This window comes from Nonomuraea sp. NPDC054003 (assembly GCF_055585125.1).
Genome location: NZ_JBVJKR010000003.1, coordinates 231,650 through 253,201, shown reverse-complemented (window position 1 = coordinate 253,201; position 21,552 = coordinate 231,650). Strand labels below are relative to the sequence as shown.

The 21,552-nt window shown below is 72.8% G+C and carries 19 protein-coding genes; 6 read left to right on the top strand and 13 right to left on the bottom strand.

Features of this window, described 5'->3' with window-relative positions; genetic code table 11:
* Window positions 1-44 precede the first annotated feature (44 nt).
* A complete protein-coding gene (locus tag ACZ6YG_RS08750) occupies window positions 45-1,958 on the top strand; it encodes a hypothetical protein (RefSeq protein ID WP_466017587.1) in 1,914 nt (637 codons plus the stop codon).
* On the opposite strand, the gene ACZ6YG_RS08745 is transcribed toward ACZ6YG_RS08750, so the two are convergent.
* Window positions 1,942-2,376, bottom strand: a complete 435-nt coding sequence (locus tag ACZ6YG_RS08745; RefSeq protein ID WP_148033521.1) for a hypothetical protein — start codon at window positions 2,374-2,376, stop codon at window positions 1,942-1,944. The genes ACZ6YG_RS08750 and ACZ6YG_RS08745 overlap by 17 nt on opposite strands.
* Window positions 2,377-2,470: 94 nt before the next feature.
* On the opposite strand from ACZ6YG_RS08745, the gene ACZ6YG_RS08740 reads away from it, so the two are divergent.
* Genes ACZ6YG_RS08740 through ACZ6YG_RS08730 form a run of 3 tightly spaced genes read left to right on the top strand, consistent with a single transcriptional unit; the run spans window position 2,471 to window position 4,779 of the window.
* On the top strand, window positions 2,471-3,148 hold the full coding sequence (locus tag ACZ6YG_RS08740) for a response regulator transcription factor (protein ID WP_271277937.1): 678 nt from the start codon (window positions 2,471-2,473) through the stop codon (window positions 3,146-3,148).
* Entirely contained in the window at window positions 3,145-4,383 is a 1,239-nt protein-coding gene (locus tag ACZ6YG_RS08735; RefSeq protein WP_148033523.1) for a sensor histidine kinase, read from the top strand. Before ACZ6YG_RS08740 ends, ACZ6YG_RS08735 begins: the two co-directional genes overlap by 4 nt.
* A 36-nt stretch (window positions 4,384-4,419) precedes the next feature.
* Window positions 4,420-4,779, top strand: a complete 360-nt coding sequence (locus tag ACZ6YG_RS08730) for a PepSY domain-containing protein (RefSeq protein WP_148033524.1) — start codon at window positions 4,420-4,422, stop codon at window positions 4,777-4,779.
* Window positions 4,780-4,782: 3 nt separating this feature from the next.
* On the opposite strand, the gene ACZ6YG_RS08725 is transcribed toward ACZ6YG_RS08730, so the two are convergent.
* The 5 genes from ACZ6YG_RS08725 to ACZ6YG_RS08705 all read right to left on the bottom strand — a co-directional run bounded on the left by ACZ6YG_RS08725 (window position 4,783) and on the right by ACZ6YG_RS08705 (window position 12,916).
* Window positions 4,783-5,433: an HNH endonuclease family protein gene (locus tag ACZ6YG_RS08725; RefSeq protein WP_466017586.1), complete on the bottom strand. Its 651-nt coding sequence runs from the start codon at window positions 5,431-5,433 to the stop codon at window positions 4,783-4,785.
* Between the two features lie 88 nt (window positions 5,434-5,521).
* Window positions 5,522-9,064: a 2Fe-2S iron-sulfur cluster-binding protein gene (locus tag ACZ6YG_RS08720; RefSeq protein ID WP_466017585.1), complete on the bottom strand. Its 3,543-nt coding sequence runs from the start codon at window positions 9,062-9,064 to the stop codon at window positions 5,522-5,524.
* On the bottom strand, window positions 9,061-9,309 hold the full coding sequence (locus ACZ6YG_RS08715) for a sarcosine oxidase subunit delta (protein WP_148033525.1): 249 nt from the start codon (window positions 9,307-9,309) through the stop codon (window positions 9,061-9,063). Before ACZ6YG_RS08715 ends, ACZ6YG_RS08720 begins: the two co-directional genes overlap by 4 nt.
* On the bottom strand, window positions 9,309-10,511 hold the full coding sequence (locus tag ACZ6YG_RS08710; protein ID WP_397198170.1) for a sarcosine oxidase subunit beta family protein: 1,203 nt from the start codon (window positions 10,509-10,511) through the stop codon (window positions 9,309-9,311). The genes ACZ6YG_RS08715 and ACZ6YG_RS08710 overlap by 1 nt, the downstream gene beginning before the upstream one ends.
* The gene (locus ACZ6YG_RS08705; RefSeq protein ID WP_466017584.1) at window positions 10,508-12,916 is read right to left on the bottom strand and encodes a GcvT family protein; all 2,409 of its coding nucleotides are present in this window, start codon (window positions 12,914-12,916) and stop codon (window positions 10,508-10,510) included. Before ACZ6YG_RS08705 ends, ACZ6YG_RS08710 begins: the two co-directional genes overlap by 4 nt.
* A 130-nt stretch (window positions 12,917-13,046) precedes the next feature.
* Here ACZ6YG_RS08705 and ACZ6YG_RS08700 point away from each other — a divergent pair, with 130 nt between their 5' ends.
* Window positions 13,047-13,652, top strand: a complete 606-nt coding sequence (locus tag ACZ6YG_RS08700) for a TetR/AcrR family transcriptional regulator (RefSeq protein ID WP_466017583.1) — start codon at window positions 13,047-13,049, stop codon at window positions 13,650-13,652.
* 8 nt (window positions 13,653-13,660) lie between these two features.
* Here ACZ6YG_RS08700 and ACZ6YG_RS08695 read toward each other — a convergent pair whose 3' ends face one another.
* The 6 genes from ACZ6YG_RS08695 to ACZ6YG_RS08670 are packed head-to-tail and all read right to left on the bottom strand — an operon-like array spanning window position 13,661 to window position 19,824.
* Entirely contained in the window at window positions 13,661-14,419 is a 759-nt protein-coding gene (locus ACZ6YG_RS08695) for an SDR family NAD(P)-dependent oxidoreductase (protein WP_466017582.1), read from the bottom strand.
* 2 nt (window positions 14,420-14,421) lie between these two features.
* A complete protein-coding gene (locus ACZ6YG_RS08690; RefSeq protein ID WP_148033530.1) occupies window positions 14,422-16,698 on the bottom strand; it encodes a tetratricopeptide repeat protein in 2,277 nt (758 codons plus the stop codon).
* A gap of 19 nt (window positions 16,699-16,717) precedes the next feature.
* Complete coding sequence (locus ACZ6YG_RS08685; protein ID WP_246639585.1) at window positions 16,718-17,473, bottom strand: SCO6745 family protein; 756 nt, start codon at window positions 17,471-17,473, stop codon at window positions 16,718-16,720.
* Between the two features lie 50 nt (window positions 17,474-17,523).
* Window positions 17,524-18,330 carry a diaminopimelate epimerase gene (dapF, locus tag ACZ6YG_RS08680; RefSeq protein ID WP_148033531.1) on the bottom strand — a complete coding sequence of 269 codons (807 nt, stop codon included), beginning with the start codon at window positions 18,328-18,330 and terminating at the stop codon, window positions 17,524-17,526.
* A gap of 18 nt (window positions 18,331-18,348) precedes the next feature.
* Entirely contained in the window at window positions 18,349-19,242 is an 894-nt protein-coding gene (gene miaA / locus ACZ6YG_RS08675) for a tRNA (adenosine(37)-N6)-dimethylallyltransferase MiaA (protein WP_148033532.1), read from the bottom strand.
* Window positions 19,243-19,290: 48 nt separating this feature from the next.
* A complete protein-coding gene (locus tag ACZ6YG_RS08670) occupies window positions 19,291-19,824 on the bottom strand; it encodes a methylated-DNA--[protein]-cysteine S-methyltransferase (RefSeq protein ID WP_246639586.1) in 534 nt (177 codons plus the stop codon).
* Between ACZ6YG_RS08670 and ACZ6YG_RS08665 the strand changes: the two genes are divergently transcribed.
* Entirely contained in the window at window positions 19,802-20,701 is a 900-nt protein-coding gene (locus tag ACZ6YG_RS08665; RefSeq protein WP_466017581.1) for a ribonuclease Z, read from the top strand. The genes ACZ6YG_RS08670 and ACZ6YG_RS08665 overlap by 23 nt on opposite strands.
* 18 nt (window positions 20,702-20,719) lie before the next feature.
* Here the strand turns inward: ACZ6YG_RS08665 and ACZ6YG_RS08660 are convergent, their stop codons facing one another.
* Window positions 20,720-21,466 carry an isocitrate lyase/PEP mutase family protein gene (locus ACZ6YG_RS08660; RefSeq protein ID WP_466017580.1) on the bottom strand — a complete coding sequence of 249 codons (747 nt, stop codon included), beginning with the start codon at window positions 21,464-21,466 and terminating at the stop codon, window positions 20,720-20,722.
* Window positions 21,467-21,552: the final 86 nt, after the last annotated feature.

Here is a 21,552-nt window from a genome sequence, read left to right as displayed (position 1 = left end):
GAGAAGTGTCCGCGTTGTAACCCCACCGACTCCAGGGGGCGATCATGATCAGCGGGCTTTACCAGGGGCAGGACGGTGACTCGACGCTGGTGCTCCGCGTCGACGTCGACGGGCCCCGGCCGACGGGCCGGGTGAGCGGCGACCTGTTCGCCGCCTCGGGCGCGACCGTCACCTACGACGGATCCTTCGTGCTGCACGCCCCCGTCGTCACGGCGGAGGGTGACGAGACGCGGGCCGAGGGGCGGGGGGAGTTCACCTTCGCCACGCCGGACCGTGACGTGCGCGTCACGATCACCGCCGACGGCGGCACCGCGCGCGTCGCCGGGCGCGACTACCCCGTCCGGTTCACCTCGCGCCACTTCCGTGAGGTCGTGCTGGAGCAGGATTCGGTGGCAGGAGCCGTGCCGTTCGTCTCGTACCACACCGGCAGGCTGCGGGGGCCCGACGGGTCGCCTGCGCGCGAGCTGAACGTGGTGGAGGCCTGGGCGGAGGCGGGCGTCGGGATGACCGTGACCGAGCCGGGCGTGATCCCGGTCGACGGCTCCGGCGCCGACCTGGCGTGGGACGACGCCGAGCTGCACCACGCGATGACCCAGCAGTTCGGTCAGTTCGGCGACGCTCCGGCCTGGCGGGTGTGGCTGCTGGTGGCCAGCCGGCACGTGGGCGGCTACCGGGGCATCATGTTCGACTACGACGACGCCCACCAGCGGCAGGGCGCCGCCGTGTTCCACGACGCGATCAAGGGCGACTCGCCGGAGGCGCAGCGGGCCCAGTTACGGACGTACGTGCACGAGCTCGGGCACGCCTTCAACCTGCTGCACTCCTGGCAGAAGAACCTCGCCACGCCGCCCCAGCCGCTCGGCCCGCACGGCGGCTTCGGCGATCTGTCCTGGATGAACTACGTGCAGAACTACCGGCCGGGCGGCGAGGAGGGCTACTGGGCGGCGTTCCCGTTCCAGTTCACCGACGCGGAGCTGGTGCACGTGCGCCACGGCTTCTTCCGCGACGTCGCCATGGGCGCCAACGCGTTCGGCGCGGGCGCCGCCGAGGTGGCCCCGTTCGAGCAGCCGATCGAGGACCACTCGGGGCTGGCGCTGGAGCTGCGGGCCAAGGACCCGTTCGGGTTCGGCGAGCCGGTGGTGGTCGAGCTCAAGCTCTCCTGTACGGGCGAGCCGCGCGTCACCCACGGCCACCTCCACCCCGACACCGAGTTCACCCAGGTCACGATCACCCAGCCGAGCGGCAGGACCGTGCTCTACCGGCCGATGATGCGCCACTGCGTCGACCGCTCGCCCGAGATCAGGCTCGACGCCGGCAACCCGGCCATGTACCGCAGCGCCTACATCGGCCACGGCCGCGACGGCCACTACTTCCAGCAGCCCGGCGAGTACCGGGTGCGCGCCCAGTACATCGCCGCCGACGGCTCGCACGTGGTCTCCCCGCCCTGCCTGGTACGGGTGCGCTACCCGGCCACCGACGACGACCACCGGGTGGCCGAGCTGATGCTGGGCGAGGACCAGGGCAAGCTGTTCTCGCTGCTCGGCTCCGACTCGCCGGCGCTGCGCCCGGGCAACGAGGCGCTGGAGGAGATGATCGACCGGTTCGGGCAGCACCCGCTGTCCGTCTACGCCCGGATGGTGAAAGGGCTCAACGCCGAGCGTGAGTTCAAGACCATCACCGCCGGCAAGCGGCTGCGGATCCGGCCGCCCGACCCGAAGCAGGGCATCGAGCAGCTCGCCAGGGTCGCCGGGGCGGGCACGATCGACAACATCACGCTCAACATGGTGATGCGCCGCTGGGCCAGGGCGGAGGCGCGGCAGGGCGACCTGCCCAAGGCCAGGGCGGTGCTCGACAAGATGGTCGCGACCTTCCAGGCCAAGGGGGTCAACCCCATCATCATGGGCCAGATCAGGAAGCAGGCCGAGCTGACCTCGCAGGCGCTCAGTCTGGAAGCTTGACCGGTCGGCCGCCCGCGCAGCCCACCTTGACCTCGACCTCCTCGGCGTCGTCGTCCGGCTCGAACTCCACCTTGGCCTCGGTGTCGGGGCCGGGCTCGACGCCGTCGACCGAGTAGCCCTGGGCGGGGCTCCACGAGCGCAGCGTCACCTTGCCGCCCGCGCAGGAGGCGATGACGGTGCCGCCCGCGGTGCGGATCACCTCGTTCTCCAGGGGCGCCTGGGTGGGGGTCCGCGCGGGGCTCTGGGACGGGCGCTGGATGGTGGCGGTCACCCTGGTCAGGGCGGCACGGGCCTCCTCCTGCGTCATCACCTGGCCGGACGTGCCGGTCAGCGCGCCGCCGAGCAGGCCGAGCACCGCCACGGCCGCGCCGGTCGCGGCGACCGCGGCGGCGGCCCAGGCCAGGACGAGTCGCTTCACCCTCGTCACCTTTCCCCTCGTACGGCTAAGCGCGGGTTAAGACAGCCCTAAGACGGCGGCTCGTACCTCTGTTTACCGTCTACCGTTTCACCATATGGCTGACATCCTGCTGATTGAGGACGACGTGACGATCCGCACGGCGCTGAGCCGCGGGCTGCGGGATCTCGGCCACGCCGTCGCCTCCTCCCCCACCGCGCTCGACGGCCTGCGGCTGGCCGTGCAGGACCGGCCCGACCTGATCGTGCTCGATCTGGGGCTGCCCGACCTCGACGGCGCCGAGCTGCTGCGGATGCTGCGTGCGGTGAGCAAGGTGCCGGTCATCGTGGCGACCGCCCGCGACGGCGACGCCGAGATGGTGCCTGTGCTGGACGCGGGCGCGGACGACTACGTGGTCAAGCCGTACAGCGCGACGCAGCTCGACGCCCGGATCAGGGCGGTGCTGCGGCGGGCCGGCGACCCGGCGCCGACGCCGCTCCAGGTCGGCGCGCTGCGCGTGGACCCGCGCGCCCGGCTGGCCGAGCTGGACGGCGCGGCGCTGGACCTGACGCCGCGCGAGTTCGACGTGCTGCACTACCTGGCGGCGCGCGCGGGCGAGGTCGTCACCAAGCGGGAGCTGCTGACCGAGGTGTGGCAGCTCCCGTACGGCGGCGCCGACAAGACCGTGGATGTGCACCTGTCGTGGCTGCGCAGGAAACTCGGCGAGACCGCCTCCGAACCCCGTTACCTGCACACGGTGCGCGGTGTCGGGGTGAAGCTGGTCGAGCCGTCGTGAGGCGCTGGCTGGCGCTGCTGGTGGCGGCCACCACGTCGCTGGTGCTGATCGCGCTGCTGGTGCCGATGGCGCTGCTGATCCGTTCGGTGGCGGAGAACGGCGCGATGAGCCGCGCCACCGCCGCCGCCGAGTCGGTGGCCGTCTCGGTCGGCACGGCGGACCTGCCGCTGGCGGTCGAGCGCGTGGAGTGGCCCGTGACGGTGTTCCTGCCCGGCGGGCGCGTGATCGGCGAGGAGGCCCGGCGCACCGACGCCGTGGAGCTGGCGGCGACCGGCCGCAGCGTCACCGCCGAGTGCGACGACGGCAGGGAGGTGCTGGTCGCGGTGCAGTCGCCGGAAGGCACCGTGGTCATCAGGTCGTTCGTGAGCGACGCCGAGCTGATGCGCGGCGTCCGCGAGGCGTGGACGGCCCTGCTCGTGCTGGGGCTGGCGCTGGTCGTGCTGGGCATCGCGCTGGCCGACCGGCTGGCCAGGGCCATGACCGGGCCGATCGACGGGCTGGCCCGGGTGTCGCACCGGCTGGCCGGCGGCGACCTGGACGCGCGGGCGGAGCCGGGAGGGCCGACGGAGGTGCGGGCGGTCGCGCTGGCGCTGAACCACCTGGCCGGCCGCATCGGCGACCTGCTGGCGGCCGAGCGCGAGTCGGTGGCCGACCTGTCGCACCGCCTCCGTACGCCTCTGACGGGCCTCAGGCTGGACGTGGAGTCGCTGCGCGACCCCGAGGAGGCGGCGCGCGTGGGCGCCCGCGTGGACGCGCTGGAGCGCGCCGTCAGCGCGGTCATCACCGACGCCCGCCGCCGCTCGGCCGGGCGCGAGTCCTGCGACGCCACCGCCGTGGTGCGGGAGCGGGTGCGCTTCTGGTCGGTGCTCGCCGAGGACCAGGGGCGCGAGGTGGACGTCGCCCTGCCCGGCGGCGAGCTGCCCGTCGCGGCCGGCGCCGAGTCGCTGGCGGCGTGCGTGGACGCGCTGCTGGGCAACGTTTTCGCGCACACCCCCGAAGGGGCGTCCTTCTCGGTACGGCTCGCGCCGCATCCGAAGGGGGCCGAGCTCGTGGTCAGCGACACGGGCCCCGGATTCGACCCCGCCCTGCTCGCCCGGGGCAACAGCGGCGGCGGCTCGACCGGTCTCGGCCTGGACATCGCCCGCCGCACCGCCGAGTCCAGCGGCGGCGGCCTGGCCGTGTCGCCCGTGCCGTCCGGCGGCGCGCGGGTTGAAGTGACGTTAGGGCGGCCTTAGCGCGGCATTACCGGCGACCGGGGTTTTCTTGAAGGCATGCAGACCACTACGAAAATCATCGTCGCCAGCGCCGCCGCCATGGCCCTCGTGGCCGGCGGCTCCGCCGCCTTCGCCGCCTCCCAGGACTCCCTCGAAGGCCCCGCCTCCCAGAGCGTCGCCCAGACCGCCCCTCAGGTGACCGCCCAGCAGGCCATCGAGCTCGCCCTTAAGGAGGTGCCGGGCTCGTGGGTGTCGGAGGTCGACTTCGACGGCCGCGGCAAGAAGACGGACGTCTGGGAGGTCAAGACGATCAAGGGTGACGTCGAGCACGAGCTCGACATCGACGCCGCGTCGGGCAAGCTGCTCAAGCAGGAGACCGAGCGGGCCGACGACGATGACGACAGCGACGACGACTGACGCTCAGCACGAGTCGAGGATGCCGTCCATGGCGTCCTTCTCGGCCTTCGTCACCCAGAGCTCGTACTTGGCCTTGACGTCGATCTGACGGGCGATGTACGCGCAGCGGTAGGACCGGCGCGGCGGCAGCCATGTCGCCGCGTCGGAGTCGCTCTTCTGGCTGTTGAGCGGGCCGTCGACGGCGAGCAGGTTGAGCGGGTCGTTGGCGAACTCCTTGCGCTTGGCGTCCGACCACTGCTGGGCGCCCTTCTGCCAGGCGTCGGAGAGCGGGATCAGGTGGTCGATCTGGACCTTGCTGCTGGTGTCCTGGCCGCGCTTGAAGTTGATCGTCTCGCCGCCGTACGGGTCCTTCAGGACGCCGGTGAGGACGATGCAGTCGTGGGTGCCTTCCTTGAACGTCTCGTCGGTCAGGTCGCGCTTGAGAATGTCGTTGCGGGTGTCGCAGCCGTTGCGGTCGACGTCCGCCCAGGCGGGGCCGAACTTGTCGCGGTCGAACCCGGTCTTCGGCGCCCGCCCCTTGACGGCCAGCTTCTCCAGCTTGCCGCGCGCGTCCTTGACGTCTACGTCGGACGAGGATGTGCCGCCGTCCTCCGCCTGCTGTCCCAGTTGTGCTTCCAGCTCCCCGCACCCGGTGAGCATTACTACGGCGGCCAAACCCGCCAAGACCGCCCGAACACGCACTGCGACTCCCAGACTCGGCTACCGATCGTCTAGGTATATCAATTTCCTCTTTGCCCGCGCTTTACCCCTCCAAGGCATCAATCAGCCACTCTCCGAGATAGTTCGCGTACGAGGAGCGAACGAAAATCCGGTACGAATCGCCGTACCTCTGGAGGATCACCGGCGCCTTGCCGAGGACCGTCTGCGCGTGGCCGGTGAACACCCCCGGGTGCAGGTCGATCGGGCAACCGGTGATCAGGACGTCCAGCGCCCCCGGGCCGCTGAGCTCGACGACCGTCCGCTGACCCGAGACGTCCACCCACCCCGCCCCTGGCTCACCCTCCCCGACCACCAACCACCACTCCGGCCCCAACCGCATGCCCGTCCCCGGATCCTCCCGCCGCACCTCCCACATCGGCACGAACGGCACCTCCCGCACGCGCACCCGCCCACCACCCACCGCCGCGAACCGCTCCTTGAACCCCGCAGCCGGACTCTCCGCCCACATCCGCAAACCCCCACCCAAAGCCACCCCCTCACCCGACCTGCCGGTGCCCCCGGACGACACCATCCCTGATGAGGAGGGAGTGACCTCCGACGACACCACCCCTCGCGGTGAGGAGGGTCCGACCTCGGATGGCACCACCCCTCCAGACGAGCCGGAGGTGAGCTCGGACGGCACCGCCCCTTGAGGTGGGGCGGGGGTGAGCTCGGACGACACCCTCCCTTGAGGTGAGGCGGGGGTGAGCTCGGACGACACCCTCCCTTGAGGTGAGGCGGGGGTGACCTCGGACGGCACCGCCACTTGAGGTGAGGAGGGAGTGACCTCCGACGACACCACCCCTCCAGACGAGCCGGGAGTGACCTCCGACGACACCGCCCCCTGAGGTGAGGCGGGGGTGATCTCGGACGGGACTGCTTGGGGCGGGGGGTTTTGGGGGGTGGGGTTGCCGTCGCGGCGGAGGTTTTCGGGGTCGTAGAAGATCGGGGAGACCACCCGCACGGGGGTCGCCGTGTCGCCCGAGATGGCCGTCAGCCGGTCGCCGGGCGAGACGTTCCTGGCGAGCGCGAGGCTGATGGCGCGGCCGAGCGGGACGCTCGGGTAGCTGGAGGTGACGTGTCCGAGCATGACCCCGTCGGCGACGAGCTGGGCGCCCTCCTCCACGAACGCCGACGGATCCTCCGTCAGCAGGCCCACCAGGCGCTTGCGGTCCGTCCGGGAGGTGTCCGGCCGCGTGTGGGAGCGCTTGCCGACGAAGTCCGGTTTGCGCCCGGAGACAATCCACGACATGCCGAGGTCCTGCGGGGTGACCGTGCCGTCGGTGTCCTGGCCGACGATCGCGAACCCCTTCTCGGCCCGCAGCACGTGCATGGTCTCGGTCCCGTACGGAACGGCGCCGAGGTCCAGCACCGCCTCCCAGAGCGCCCGCCCGTGGTGCCAGGGCACGTTCACCTCGTACGCGAGCTCACCCGAGAAGCTGATCCTGAAGACCCGGCCGGGCACGCCGAGCACGGCGGCGTCGGTGTAGCGCATGAACGCCAGGCCGACCGCCTCGGGGGCGACGGCGGCGATGACCCTCCCGGCCAGAGGGCCGGCCACGGCTACGGTGGCCCAGTGGTCCGTCACCGAGGTGAACCGCACGTCCAGGGACGGCCACTCGGTCTGGTGCCACTCCTCCAGCCAGTCGAGCACGGCGGCGGCGTTGCCGGTGGTGGTGGTCATCAGGTAGTGGTGCTCGCCCAGCCGGGTGGTGGTGCCGTCGTCGAACACCATGCCGTCGGCGGTGCACATCAGCCCGTAGCGGCAGGCGCCGACGGCGAGCGTGGAGTACATGTTGGTGTAGATCCGGTCCAGGAAAGCGCCCGCGTCCGCGCCCCGGATGTCGATCTTGCCCAGGGTGGAGGCGTCCATCGCGGCCACGGCGGTGCGGGCGGCCTCGCACTCGCGCCGCACGGCCTCGCGCATGGTCTCGCCGCCGAGCGGGAAGTACCAGGGCCGCTTCCACTGGCCGACGTCCTCGAACACCGCTCCCCTGGCGACGTGCGCGCCGTGCATGGCGGTGGTCCTGGCGGGGTCGGACAGCGGTCCCCGGTCGCGGCCGGCCAGGGTGGCGAACGACACGGGCGTGTACGGGGGACGGAACGTGGTGACGCCGACCTGGCCGGGGGCGGCGCCGAGCAGCTCGGACAGCACGCCGACGACCAGGGCGCCGGAGGTCTTGCCCTGGTCGGCGCCGGTGCTCGCGGTGGTGAACCGTTTGACGTGCTCGACCGAGCGCATCCCGGCCCCGGTGGCCCTGGCCACGTCGGCGACGGTGACGTCCCGCTGGAGGTCCACGAACGCCGTGGGGTCGGGATCCAGCTCACCCCAGTACGCGGCGGGCGGCCGTAGAGCCTCCTCGTCCGAAACCGGCACCCTGAACCCGGCGGCGACAGGGCCGTGAGCCTCGGCGCCCGCCCGGTAGCCGTCCTCGATGGCCTGCGCTGTGCCGTACAGCCCGCGGCAGGCGCCCGCGGGGCTCATGGCCTGCGCGGGCTCGCCGGGGACGAACGCGCGCAGGGTCTCGTCGAACCGCAGCCTGCCCTGCGACTGGCTGAACAGGTGCACGGCCGGGTTCCAGCCGCCCGCCACGGCCAGCAGATCGGCCTCCACGCGCCGGTCGCCGATCAGGACGGCCGCGAGTGTCCCGTCGTCCCCGGCAACGGTGCCGGTGACGCGCCCTGCCAGGGCGCCGGAGAGACCCTCCGGGCGGGGGTCCACGACGGCGGCGATCTCCACCCCGGCCGCCGCCAGGTCGCGGGCGGCCTCGTACCCGGAGTCCGCGCACGCGTACACGACCGCGCGGGCGCCGGGACGTACCCCGTATCGGTTGGCGTACGTGCGCGCGGCGGCGGCGAGCATGACGCCGGGCAGGTCGTTGCCGGGGAACGGCAGGGACCGCTCGTGCGCGCCGGTGGCCAGCACGACGCGGCCCGCGCGGAAGTGCCACAGCCGCTCGCCGCGCGGGCGGCGCTCGACGGCGACCACGTAGCCGTGGTCGTAGAAGCCGGTCGCGGTGGTCCTGGTGAGGACCCGCACCTCGGGCAGCGCGGCCAGGTGCGACTCGGCGGCGGCCACCCAGCCGAGCGCGGGCGCGCCGTCGAGCAGGACGCGGCTGCCCAGCAGGTCGCCGCCGAGCCTCGGCTGGTCGTCGACCAGGATGACCCGCAGGCCGGACTCCCCGGCGGCGAGCGCGGCGGCCAGCCCGGCGGGACCGCCGCCCACGACGAGCACCTCGCAGTGCAGGTAGCCCTTGTCGTGGCGGCGATCGTCCACAGCGCCGGGGTCGAGCCGGCCCTTGCCGCGCAGGCTCCACGCCTCCAGGCCCGCGTGCAGCTCGACCGTGGTGGCGGCCAGCATCGGGTCGGCGCCGACCCGTACCAGCGCGTTCGGCTCCTCCGGCCCGGCGGTGAAGATCCCGCGCGGCCGGCCCAGGTTCACGCTGTGCCCGGCCACGCGCACGCCCGAGGCCAGCAGCGCGGAGGCGAGCGTGTCGCCGGGGTGGCCGTGCAGCCGCCGTCCGTCGAAGCGGAAGGGCAGCGTGACGGAGCGGTCGATCAGACCGCCGGACGGCAGACGGCTCATGGCGCCTTCCGGATCTCGTGGGTGACGGTGTGCCGTTCGACGGTGAACCAGGTGCGGCAGCCGAGCCCGTGGAACCAGCGCTCGCGGAACCAGCCCCTGGGGTTGTCGCGCATGAACACGTACTCGGCCCACTCGGCGTCGGACAGCTCGCCGGGCGCCTCCGGGTAGGCGATCCCGGCCTGACCGCCGTAGTGGAACTCGTTCTCGTCGCGGGGCCCGCAGAACGGGCAGTCGATGAGCATCATCAGTGCGCCACCGCCGCCGCGCCGTGCTCGTCGATGAGCGCCCCGCTGGTGAACCGGTCGAGCGCGAACGGCCCGGCCAGCGGATGGGGTTCGCCCTCGGCGATCGTGTGCGCGTAGACCCAGCCGGAGCCCGGCGTGGCCTTGAAGCCGCCGGTCCCCCAGCCCGCGTTGACGTACAGGCCGTCGACCGGGGTGCGGCCGATGATCGGGGAGGCGTCCGGCGACACGTCCACGATGCCCGCCCAGGTGCGCAGCACCCGGGCCCTGGCGAAGATCGGGAACAGCTCCAGCGCCGCCGCCATCTGCGCCTCGACGACGTGGAAGGCGCCGCGCTGGCCGTAGGAGTTGTACGCGTCGATGCCCGCGCCCATCACCAGCTCCCCCTTGTGCGCCTGGCTGACGTACACGTGCACGGCGTTCGACATGACCACGCAGTCGAGCACCGGCTCCAGCAGCTCCGACACCAGCGCCTGCAGCGGGTGCGACTGCAGCGGCAGCCGGATCCCGGCCCTGGCCGCGAGCACGGAGGTGTGCCCGGCGGCGGCGAGCGCGACCTTCCCGGCGGCGATCCGGCCGCGCGTGGTCTCGACGGCCAGCACCCGGCCGCGCTCGATCGCGAAGCCGGTCACCTCGCAGCCCTGGATGAGGTCGATGCCGTACGCGTCGGCCCGGCGGGCCAGCGCCCAGGCCACGTGGTCGTGCTTGGCGATGCCGCCGCGCCGCTGGAGCGTGCCGCCCAGGACGGGGTAGCGGGCCCGGCTCGACACGTTGACGATCGGGCAGAACTTCCCGACCTCGTCGGCGTCGAGCCATTCGGCGTCCACGCCGTTGAGCCGGTTGGCGTTCACCCGCCGCCTGGCCTCGCGCACGTCGCCGAGGTTGTGCGCGAGGTTGAGCACGCCGCGCTGGCTGAACTGCAGGTCGTAGTCGAGCTCGTCGCTCAGCCCCTCCCACAGCTTCAGCGAGTGCTCGTAGATGGCGGCGCTCTCGTCCCACAGGTAGTTGGAGCGGATGATCGTGGTGTTGCGCGCCATGTTGCCGCCCGCGAGCCAGCCCTTCTCCAGGACGGCCACGTTCGTGATGCCGTGGTTGCGCGCCAGGTAGTAGGCGGTGGCCAGGCCGTGGCCGCCGCCGCCGACGATGACGACGTCGTAGGCGGGTTTCGGATCGGGGTCGCGCCAGAGGAAGTCGGGATGGGTCACCGTCGGATCTTCTCCATCTTCGGGTCGAACAACGGCTCGGCGGCGACCTCGGCGGGCACGCGCCGGCCGAAGTACGTGACGTCCACCTGGGTGCCGGGCTCGGCCAGCTCGGCGGGCAGCCAGGCGTAGGCGATCGGCGCCCGTATCGTGTGGCCGTGCGCGGCGCTGGTGACGTACCCGACGGTGCGGCCCTGGTGCCTGACCGGCTCCTTGCCCATGACGACCTCGGCGGTCAGCAGCGGCACCAGCTTGCGGGTGACGTCCGTGGACAGCGCGTCGCGGCCGACGAAGTCCTTGCCGGTCTTGACCGCGAACCCCAGCCCCGCCTCGTACGGGTCGTGCTCGGGTGTCATGTCGACCCCCCACAGCCGGTAGCCCTTCTCCAGGCGGAGGCTGTTGAACGCGGCCCGGCCGCCGGCGACCGGCAGGCCGGTCGCCCACAGCGTGTCCCACAGCTTGAGCCCGAGGTCGGCGGTGGTGTAGAGCTCCCAGCCCAGCTCGCCCACGTACGAGACGCGCATCGCGGTCACCGGCACGTGGCCGACGTAACCGGTCTTGCAGGTGAAGTAGCGGAAGCCCTCGTGGGACATGTCCAGGTCGGTGAGCGGCTGCACCAGTTCCCTGGCGCGCGGCCCCCACACGCCGACGCAGCAGGTGCCGGGCGTGATGTCGCGCACGTACACGCCGCCGGGCGCGTGTCGGGTGATCCAGTCGAGGTCCAGGTTGCCGTTGGCGCCGATCTGGAACCGGTCCTCCTCGATCCTGGCCACGGTGAGGTCGGAGCGGATGCCGCCGCCGGTGTCCAGCAGGAGCGTGTACGTGACCGAGCCGGGCTTCTTGTCCACGTCGTTGGTGGTCAGCCGCTGCAGGAACGCCGCCGCCTTCGGGCCGCCGACCTCGATCCGCTTGAGCGGGGTCATGTCGTAGAGCGCGACGCTCTCGCGGGTGGCGTGCGACTCGGCCGCGGCGATCGGCGACCAGTAGCGGCCCGCCCACGCGTCCCGGCGGCCGAGGAACGCCTCGTCGCCGGGGAGGTCGTCCAGCAGCGGACGGTTGGCCTCGAACCAGTGCGGCCGTTCCCAGCCCGCGCCCTCCAGGAAGAAGCCGCCCAGCTCGCGCTGCCGGATGTGGAACGGGCTGGTGCGCATCGGCCGCGGCGACTCCATCGGCTGCAGCGGGTGGATGACGTCGTACACCTCGATGAAGTTCCGCGCGCCGCGCTCGGCGACGAAGGCCGGGGAGAGCTGGACCGGCTCGAACCGGCTCAGCTCGCACTCGTGCAGGTCGGTCGCGGACACGCCGTCCACCAGCAGCTCGGCCACCGCCCTGGCGACCCCGGCCGAGTGCGTCACCCAGACGGCCTCGGCCAGCCAGAACCCCTCCAGGTGCGGCGCCTCGCCGATCAGCGGGAAGCCGTCGGGGGTGAACGAGAAGACGCCGTTGATGCCGTCCTCGTACGTGGTCCCGGCCAGCGTCGGCAGCAGCTCGCACGCGTCCCGCCAGGCGGGGTCGAAGTCCTCTTCGGTGAACGCCTGCACCGACGGCATCGTGGTGCCCTTGGGGCCGATCTCGTGCTGGGCGACGGGCATCGGGCGGTGGGCGTACGAGCCGACGCCGACGCGGTCGCCGTGGTGCCGGAAGTAGAGGTCGCGGTCCTGGTGGCGGAGGATCGGCCCGATTCCCGGGCTGCCGGCCAGCGGGCCCGATCTGGCGTACTGGTGGGCCAGCGGCTGCAGCGGCACGGTCAGCCCGGCCAGCTCGCCGATCGACGGCCCCCAGAACCCGGCCGCGCACACCACCACGTCCGCCTCGATGACCCGGTGCTCGACGACCCCGTGCTCGTCGTCGGACTCGACCGCCACACCGGTGACCCGGCCGCCGTGCTGCTCGACGCCCACCACCGTGTGCCCGCCCAGGAACCGCGCGCCGCGCTCCGACGCCCGCCGCGCCTGCGTCTCACAGCAGCGGACGGCGACGGCCAGCCCGTCGGACGGCACGTGGAAGCCGCCGAGCACCTTGCCCGGGTCGAGCAGCGGCCACAGCTCGGCGCAGGCGGCGGGGTCGACCAGGCGGCTCTCCACACCCCAGGACTCGGCCCAGCCGTGCTTGCGGTGCAGGTCCTGCCAGCGTTCCTCGGTGGTCGCCACCTCCAGACCGCCGACCTGCTCGAAACAGCCCAGCTCGGTGTACTTGCGCACGGTGTACGAGGCGAACTCGGTCATGGTCTTGGACGGGTTCGTCTGGAAGACCAGGCCCGGCGCGTGGGAGCTGGAGCCGCCGGTGGCGGGGAGCGGCCCTCGGTCGACGACCGTGACGTCGGTCCATCCGCGTGCGGTCAGCTCGTCGGCCAGGGCACAGCCCACGATGCCGGCTCCTATGATCACCAATCGAGGCCGGCTCGTCATGCACCCTCCGGTTGTTCCTTAATACGCAACACGTACCGGACTACGCAACGAACATAAAGCCCAGCGATCGGCAGGACAAGAGCGTCTCTCAGCGGAGACGGACCGTCTCGTCTCCTGTTAGGATCGGCCCGTGCAGCGCAGAACCACACCTGACACGGGCCGCCGCAGCGAGGCCTCCCGCCGCGCCATCCTCGACGCCGCCTTCGCGCTGGCCGGCGAGGTCGGCTACGCCAAGCTCAGCATCGAGGGCATCGCCGCCCGCGCGGGCGTCGGCAAGCAGACGATCTACCGCTGGTGGCCGACCAAGGGCGCGGTGCTCTTCGACGCCGTGCTGAGCCTGACCGAGGGGCGGGAGGGCGCTGAGGGCATGGCGCTGCCCGACACCGGCGACCTGGAGGCCGACCTCAAGCTGGTGCTGCGCGCCACCGTCGACGAGTTCGCCGACCCGGCCTACGACCGGCCGCTGCGCGCGCTCTCCATCGAGATCACGAACGACCCCGCGCTGGCCGCCCTCTACGCCGAGCGCCTGGAGAGGCCGATGAACGAGCTGAAGAAGGCCCGCCTGCGCGCCGCCCAGGAGGCCGGGCAGCTGCCCGCGGATCTCGACCTGGACGTGGCGGTCGACCTGATCTGGAGCCCGCTGCTGAGCCGCTGGCTGCACCGCTCCGGCCCGCTCACCCACGCCTACGCCGACGCCGTGGTCGAGACGGCGCTGCGCGGCATCTACGCGCGCTGACGGGCGCGTCAGGTGATGAGCACGCCGCCGTCGACCGGCAGCGCGACGCCGGTGATGTAGGAGGCCGCGTCGCTCGCCAGGAACACCGCCGCCGCCACGAGCTCGGCCGGATCGCCCGCCCGGCCCATCGGCACCCTTTGCTCCAGGACCCGCTCCAGATAGCCGGGCGGGTACTGATCGGTCATCTCGGAGGCGAAGAACCCCGGCACCAGGCAGTTGACCCGGATGCCGCGCCGCCCGGTCCACTGCTGCGCGAGGTCTCTGGTGAGGCCCTCCACGCCCGCCTTGGACGCGCTGTAGGCGGCCTGCGGGAGCCCGGCGGTGGTGCCGCCGAGCACGCTGCCGATGTTGACCACCGACGAGCCGGGCCGCATCACCCGCGCGCACGCCTGCGCCATCCAGTAGGTGCCGAGCAGGTTGACGTCGATCACCTGCCGGAACTCCTCCGGCGTCTCGCGCAGCGCGGGCACGGCGGTGCCGACCCCGGCGTTGTTGATCAGCACGTCGACCGCGCCGAACTCGGCCATCGCGGCCTCGGCCAGCGCGCCGCAGTCTTCGGCCCTGGCCACGTCGGTGGCCAGGGCCAGGCACCGGCGACCGGTCTCCTCGACCAGCCGCCGCGTCTCGCCCAGCCGGTCGGCGCGGCGAGCGCCGATCACGACGTCGGCCCCGGCCTCGGCGAACCCTCTGGCGAAGGCCACGCCGAGCCCCGAGGACGCGCCGGTGACGATGGCGACCTTGCCGTCGAGCGCGAAACGCCGCAGCATGACTAGAGTCCGTACTCCTTGACGATGCGCTCGTGCCGCTCGACCTCGACGTCGACCTCGCGGGCCAGGTCGAGCCAGGCCAGCGGGTGGGACCAGCGCTCCGTGGCGTCGTCGAGCAGGGCGTCGACCTCGACCGGCGAGACGCCGGGCGGCACCGCCACCCAGCCGAACACACCGGGGAGCTGCTCGCCGCTCGTCGGGTGGTTGACCTGGTAGTTCTCGTCGCTGTAGACCCACATGGGCCAGCCGCGCTCGGCCATGACCTCGGTGAACTCGGCCCAGTCGCTCTCGCTCGGCGCGGCGCCGTCGAAGAAGTAGCTCGTGTAGCCGCCCGGCCGCAGGATGCTCACCGCCGCGAACGGCGGCACGAAGTTCTGCTGCTCCTCGGGGTCTTCGGGGAGCGGCTCCAGCAACTGCGGGTCGAACACCACGAGGTCGCCGGCGTTGTAGTCCATACCGCGCGGCTGCGGCAGCGCCAGCCGGGCGGTGGCGGGGCCGGTGCGGATGGACAGCACCTGGCGGCGGCCGCCGTCGGGCGCGGGGAGGATGACCCGGATCAGGCCCATCTCCTCCTCGATCGGCCCTTCGGTGGACTTGATCGGCATGCCGATCCTGGCGGCGCCCTTGCGGACGGCCGCCCAGTCCTCGGCCGCCGTGGCCATGACGATCATGCGCCAGACGTCCTCGTCGGCGAGCTCGTCGAGCACCTCCAGCAGCGCCTTGGCGCCCTTGACGTTGTCGTCGAGCTGCTGGGCGGCGGTGGCGACGATGCGGCGGGCGTCGACCCCGGCGCCGGCGGCGACGGCGTGCTCGGCGTTGTCGAGGGCCTCGGGCCAGCGCTCGCGGGCGGTGTGGAGGCGGGCCAGCGCGAGGTGCTTGGCGGCGTGCGGCAGCATGCCGGCCAGCTGCTCAAGGCGCTCGTCCTGGCGGGCCTCGATGAGGAGCGTGGTGAGGTAGCCGATGTCGTCGGGCTCGGCGGTGGCGATGTCGCCGGAGTCGACGAGCATCTTCCAGTAGATGTCGGCGCCGGACGCGGGGTAGCCGAGGAAGCCGAGGGTGGTGGTGTGGCGGCGGGTGGCCTCGAGGTCCTCGCCGGACAGCGGGGCGAGCCAGCCGATCCAGCGCTCGGGGTCGGCGTTGTAACCGTCGGCGGCGTCGAAGTAGGCGACGCGCTCCTCCAGCGGGCCGGGCGCCTCGGGCTCGGCGGTGGCGTCGGCGGCGGCGCGCAGCGCGGCGACGCGCTCGGCCACGCCGGCGTCGGCGCGCAGCTCGGCGGCGGCGGACTCGGCCAGGTCGGCCAGCGCCCTGGCCTGCCAGACGCCCTGCCGGGCGACGGCCAGGTCGCCCGCCACGAGGGCGAGCTCGACGCGGGGGCGGTAGCCGCCCATCATGCCGAAGTAGTCGATCCACTGGCGCAGCACGCGGCCGAGCTGCCAGGTGTTGGTGATCTGGGCGGAGCCGGAGAGCTTGTAGACGGCCTGGGCCCACTCGACGAACACCCGCGGGTGCTCGCCCACCACGTCGAGGTCGGGCAGCGCGTCGACGGCCTCGGCGAGGCGGTCGAGCTGCGCCAGGACGAGCGCGCGGCGCACGCCGTCGCGGTGGTCCTTGGCGACCGGGTCGTCGGCCTGGAAGCCGGCGGCGGCCTGCAGCGCGGTGAGCGCGTCCTCGGCGCGTCCCGCGGCGAGGAGCGCGCGGGCGCTCTCGGCGCCGAGCTCCCAGCTCGCCTCGCGGCCGGCGGCACGCAGCCGCTCGACGGCGGACTCGATGTAGGTGACGGCCTCCCCGGCGCGGCCGGCGTCGACGAGCGCGGCGGCGTACTGGGTCACCAGGCCGGAGAAGGCGGGCCCGGCGGGGTCGGCGCCCTCGATGGCCGGGGCCAGCAGCTCCAGCCTCCGGTCGGCGTAGCCGGGGCCGTCGGTGTTGGCCCACGCCACGGCGAGCGCCTCGACGGCCGCCGGGGTGGCCGGGCAGTCGCGGACGTCTTCGCGCTGGGCGAACGCGAGCAGCTGCTCGGCGTCCTCGATCGCGACCGCGCCCTGGACGCGGTCGCCGATGCGGCCGACGAGGTGCCAGTAGCGGGAGTAGAACTCCAGCCAGGGCTGCCCCAGGGCCTCCGCCTGCTGAGCGATGGCCGGGGCCATCACGTCGAGCTGCGGATATCGCCCTTCGTAGGCCTGCGCGGGCAGGTCTCCCAGAGCCATGGCGAGGCCCACGTTGCCCGCCTCGGAAAGCTGCTGCTGGGTTTCGCCGACCCACGCCCAGATGTCCACGTCCATGGGCAGTCAGTCTGCCAGGTCAACGAGCGTCCCCCAAACGCAGAAGCGCGATGAGCTCGTCCGATTCGTCGTCGTTTAGCACGGAAAATACCGGTGCCATCAGGTCGTCGGTGGCGTCCTCGGCGGCGGCCCGGCGTGCGACGACGTCAGGTCCAGGGGTCGGATAGGGCTCCGGCCACTGGAAGAACTGGGCGATCATCTCGCCGCTCCGGTGGCCGAACGGCGTCGCGTCGTGGTCGGCGGCCAGCGTGGCCTCCAGAGGGCTCAGCCCGGCCGCGAGCACCGCGTTGGCGTGCAGCCCGCCCCGCAGCTCGCGGACCACGTGCATGAGCTGGACGGCCCGCGCGGGCGGATCGCCGGCGAGCGGCACGGCCCGCCACCCGGCGAACAGCGGCGCCCCGACCGGTGAGGCCGCCTCGACGACCTTCTCCAGCAGCTCGGCGATCCTGGCGCAGCCGTCGTAGCCGCCGAGCTTGCGCCGCCCCCAGTCCTGGCAGGCCCCGGCGGCCAGCTCGACGGCCTGGTCCACGGGCATCTTGCGGCCGCCCTCCCAGCTCTGCCTGACGTGCTCGGGCGGGAAGAAGACGGCCACCGAGGTGACCACGTCGGCCTCGCACTCGCCGAGCACCCCGCAGCGGCCGCGGAAGTAGAACTCGCGAGGCCCCAGGCCGTGCTCGTCGCAGACGGCCTTGGCCTCGCGGGAGATCATGAAGCCGCCGCCGTACTGCCCGATGGGCGCCTTGACCTGGACGGCTGTGGTGCGCGGGTCTGCCATCTCCACCCCTCTCGGTTCGGGAAACAGACCCAGCATCCCCTAGGAGAACATCATTCTGCAAGCATCAGCTCGCCGGAGGCCACGATGACCGCCGGGCCCCGCAGATAGCTGGTCTCCTCGTCGAGCACCACGGTGAGCGTGCCGCCCGTCACCTCGATCGTCCAGGTGCCGGTGGTCTCGCCGGACAGCGCGGCGGCCGCGACCGCGGTGGCGACCGCGCCGGTGCCGCAGGAACGGGTCTCGCCGGAGCCCCGCTCGAAGACCCGCATCACCGCGCGGCTGGGGCCGACCGCGTTGAACAGCTCGATGTTGACGCCGGCCGGGAACACCGCGGGGTCGAAGGTGGGCTGGTGGGTGAGGTCGAGCTGGACGACCGGGTCGCCGATCGAGCAGGCGAGGTGCGGGTTGCCCACGTCGACGTGGACGCCCTCGTACTCGTGGCCGCCCACCGTGGTGACGCTGGAGCCCAGCACGGCGGGCTTGCCCATCTCGACGGTGATCTCTCCGTCGGGCTCCACCCGGACCAGGCGGGTGCCGCCCCGGGTCGCGATGGCGAACTCGCCCGGACCCTCCAGCCCCGCGTCGACCAGGTAGCGGGCGAAGACCCGGCTGCCGTTGCCGCACATCTCGGCCATGCCGCCGTCGGCGTTGCGATAGTCCATGAACCACTCGGCCTGCTGCCCCGCCACCTCGGGAACCTGCTTGGTGCGCACCACGCGGAGCACGCCGTCGGCCCCGACGCCGGCCCGCCTGTCGCAGATGCGGGCCACGAGTGTGGCGGGCAGGTCGAGCTCCCCATCGGGATCGGGAAGGATGACGAAGTCGTTCTCGGTGCCGTGCCCCTTGAGAAAGCGCATTACCCGATTTTATCCGGACTACTGTCCGGCTATCAGCGCCAGGGACCGGTCGAGCAGGCCGGGATCGTCGTACGGGAGCCAGCGCACCCGCGGATCGCGCCGGAACCACGACTCCTGCCGCCTCGCGAACCGCCGCGTCGCCCGCACCGTCTCGGCGAACGCCTCCTCCTCGCTCCACTCCCCTTCCAGGTAGCGGATCACCTGGGCGTAGCCGAGCGCCCGGCCGGCCGTGCGGCCCTCCGCCAGGCCCCGCCCGAGCAGCTCGCGCACCTCGCCGACCAGCCCCGCCGCCCACATCCGCCCGACCCTGGTCTCGATCCGCTCGTCGAGCACCGGCCTGGGCACCTCCAGCCCGATCTGCACGCTGGGGTAGATGGCCTCGTAGGACGGCATGGTGGCGGAGAACGGCCGGCCGGAGTGCTCGATCACCTCCAGCGCCCGCACGATGCGCCGGCCGTTGCTCGGCAGGATCGCGGCGGCGGCGGCCGGGTCGAGCTCGCACAGCCGCGCGTACAGCGGCCCGGCGCCGCGCTCGGCCAGCTCGGCCTCCAGGCGGGCCCTGATCTCCGGGTCGGTGCCGGGGAACTCCAGGTCGTCGATGGCCGCGCGCACGTAGAGCCCGCTGCCGCCCACCAGCACCGGCACGGCGATGGCCTCGATCAGCGGCCTGACCAGCTTCTGGTACTCGGCCACGCTGGCCGTGACCGTCACGTCCCAGACGTCGAGCAGGTGGTGGGGCACGCCGCGCCGCTCGGCCTCGGTGAGCTTGGCGGTGCCGATGTCCATGCCGCGGTAGAGCTGCATGGAGTCGGCGTTGACGCACTCCCCGCCCAGCCGCAGCGCGATGTCGACGGCGAGGTCTGACTTACCGGCCGCGGTGGGCCCCACGACGGCGATGACTGGGTGACGCACGCCTACCAGTGTGGCCTGCCCAGGTCAGCGGTCGCGCCCGGCACCACGTCACAGGTCGAGCAGCGTGGGCTGCAGGTAACCCTCGTGGGTGAGCAGCCAGCGCTTGGTCTCGACGCCGACCCCGCCGCTGAACCCGCCCAGCCCGTTGCCCGCGACCACCCGGTGGCACGGCACCACGATCGGCAGCGGGTTGGACCCCATGATCGAGCCGATCCCGCGCGCGGGCACGCCGGTGCCGCTGCGCGCCGCCAGCTCGCCGTAGGTCACCGCGGTGCCGTACGGGACCTCGTACAGGGCCTGCAGAACCTCGCGCCGCACGCCCGACGTCAGCCGCCAGTCGATCGGCGTCTCGAACCGCCGCGAAGCACCGGTGAAATAACCACTCAGCTCCTCGACCACGGAACCCGTACGATCCGGGTCATGGACCTCAGGCAGGCCGAGGCGGTCGCGCATCCTGTCACGGACGCCCCACCCCGACGCCACCAGCCCGTCCTCGGTGACGGCCAGCACGAAGGGCCCGACCGGCGTCGGCACCTCCGCGAACGCGACGGTGGTCGTCATGTCGTCTCGTGAACTCGTCATCCTCGGCACCTCCAGCGCGGTCCCCACCCGACACCGTAACCACAACGGCTACCTGTTGCGCTGGGACGGACAGGGTTATCTGTTCGATCCCGGCGAGGGGACCCAGCGGCAGATGCTGCACGCAGGGGTGAGCGCCAGTGACGTCCACTGGATCTGCCTGACGCACTTCCACGGCGACCACTGCCTGGGCGTGCCGGGCGTGATCCAGCGCATCGCGCGCGACAGGGTGCGCCACCCGGTGCGGGCCATCTTCCCCGCCTCCGGCGCGGACTACTGGCGCAGGCTGCGGCACGCCGCCGTGTTCGCCGACACCGCCGTCATCGAGGAGCAGCCGGTCTCCGGCGAGCTGGCCTCCACCGGCCCGCTGACCGCCCGCCGCCTGTCCCACCCGGTCGAGTCGTACGGATACCGCGTCCAGGAGCCGCCCGGCGTGCGCATGCTGCCCGAGCGGCTGGCCGCCCACGGCATCCGCGGGCCCGAGGTGGGCGAGCTGCAGCGCACCGGCTCGGTGCGCGGCGTGACGCTGGCCCGGTGCAGCGTGCCGAAGCCGGGCCAGGCCGCGGCGTTCGTCATGGACACCCGGCTGTGCGACGCGGTGTTCGAGCTGGCCGACGGGGTCGACCTGCTCGTCATCGAGGCCACGTTCCTGTCGGGCGAGCAGGCGCTGGCCAAGGAGTACGGGCACCTGACCGCGTTCGAGGCGGGGCTGGTGGCCGCCCAAGCGGGGGTGCGGCGGCTGGTGCTCACGCACTTCTCCGAGCGCTACACGTTCGCGGACGAGCCCGTGTTCCTGGAAGAGGTGCGGCGCTCCTTCGACGGGGAGGTCTTCCTGGCGCGCGACCTGATGCGGGTCCCGGTGCCGCGCCGCCGCCGCTGACATGCTCTCGTCCTGTGGTCACTCGTAGGGGCTGCGGCCCTCGCTCACGGCGCCGATCATGCCGACGGCGTACGCGTGGGCCGCCCGGTGCAGGCCGTGGCCGTAGCTGACCCGGGCCACGCCCAGCTCCGCCAGCCTGGCCAGGCTCGGCGCGCCCGGCTTGAACAGGATGTTGACCGGGCCGTCCACCTCGTCCACCAGCGCCCCGATCTCGTCCTCGGCCGACAGCCCGATCGGGTAGACGCAGTCGGCGCCCGCCTCCAGGTAACGCCGGGCCCGCGCCACCGCGTCGGCGCGCCCGCCGCCGTCGCGGACGAGGTAGGTGTCGATCCTGGCGTTGACGACGAGCGCCGGTCCCGCCGCGGCGCGCACCGCCGCCAGGAAAGCGGCCTGCTCGTCCGGATCGACCAGTTCTCCGGTACGGGGGTCGGAATCCTCCAGGTTGCAGCCCGCGGCGCCGGTCTCCAGCAGCCGCCCGGCCAGCTCGGCCGGGTCCAGCCCGTATCCGCGCTCCATGTCGGCCGTCACCGGCACGTCCACCACCCGGACGACGCGGGACACGGCGGCCAGCATCTCGGCCACCGGCGTCGCCTCGCCGTCCTCGTAGCCCAGCACGCGCGCCACCGCGGCGCTCCCGGTCGCCACCGCCGGGAAGCCGGCCTCCCGGACGGCCGTCGCGGACGCGGCGTCCCAGGCGTTCGGCAGGATCAACGGCTTTCCCGGCACGTGCAGGGCACGCAGTGCCGCCGCCTTCTCAATGGTCATGGCCGGAACCATAGGAAGGCGGGGCCGGTGGCTGTAGGTCCAATGCCCGCGAGAACCGGCAAGCCACTTCAGGTTTCTCAAGAGGT

Coding starts and splice junctions, on each gene's coding strand:
- ACZ6YG_RS08690 (WP_148033530.1), bottom strand. CDS start 16,698: ATGGACGTGGACATCTGGGCGTGGGTCGGCGAAACCCAGCAGCAGCTT.
- ACZ6YG_RS08670 (WP_246639586.1), bottom strand. CDS start 19,824: ATGACGAGTTCACGAGACGACATGACGACCACCGTCGCGTTCGCGGAG.
- ACZ6YG_RS08740 (WP_271277937.1), top strand. CDS start 2,471: ATGGCTGACATCCTGCTGATTGAGGACGACGTGACGATCCGCACGGCG.
- ACZ6YG_RS08685 (WP_246639585.1), bottom strand. CDS start 17,473: ATGGCAGACCCGCGCACCACAGCCGTCCAGGTCAAGGCGCCCATCGGG.
- ACZ6YG_RS08730 (WP_148033524.1), top strand. CDS start 4,420: ATGCAGACCACTACGAAAATCATCGTCGCCAGCGCCGCCGCCATGGCC.
- ACZ6YG_RS08695 (WP_466017582.1), bottom strand. CDS start 14,419: ATGCTGCGGCGTTTCGCGCTCGACGGCAAGGTCGCCATCGTCACCGGC.
- ACZ6YG_RS08705 (WP_466017584.1), bottom strand. CDS start 12,916: ATGACGAGCCGGCCTCGATTGGTGATCATAGGAGCCGGCATCGTGGGC.
- ACZ6YG_RS08720 (WP_466017585.1), bottom strand. CDS start 9,064: ATGAGCCGTCTGCCGTCCGGCGGTCTGATCGACCGCTCCGTCACGCTG.
- ACZ6YG_RS08660 (WP_466017580.1), bottom strand. CDS start 21,466: ATGACCATTGAGAAGGCGGCGGCACTGCGTGCCCTGCACGTGCCGGGA.
- ACZ6YG_RS08750 (WP_466017587.1), top strand. CDS start 45: ATGATCAGCGGGCTTTACCAGGGGCAGGACGGTGACTCGACGCTGGTG.
- dapF (WP_148033531.1), bottom strand. CDS start 18,330: ATGCGCTTTCTCAAGGGGCACGGCACCGAGAACGACTTCGTCATCCTT.
- ACZ6YG_RS08665 (WP_466017581.1), top strand. CDS start 19,802: ATGTCGTCTCGTGAACTCGTCATCCTCGGCACCTCCAGCGCGGTCCCC.
- ACZ6YG_RS08715 (WP_148033525.1), bottom strand. CDS start 9,309: ATGATGCTCATCGACTGCCCGTTCTGCGGGCCCCGCGACGAGAACGAG.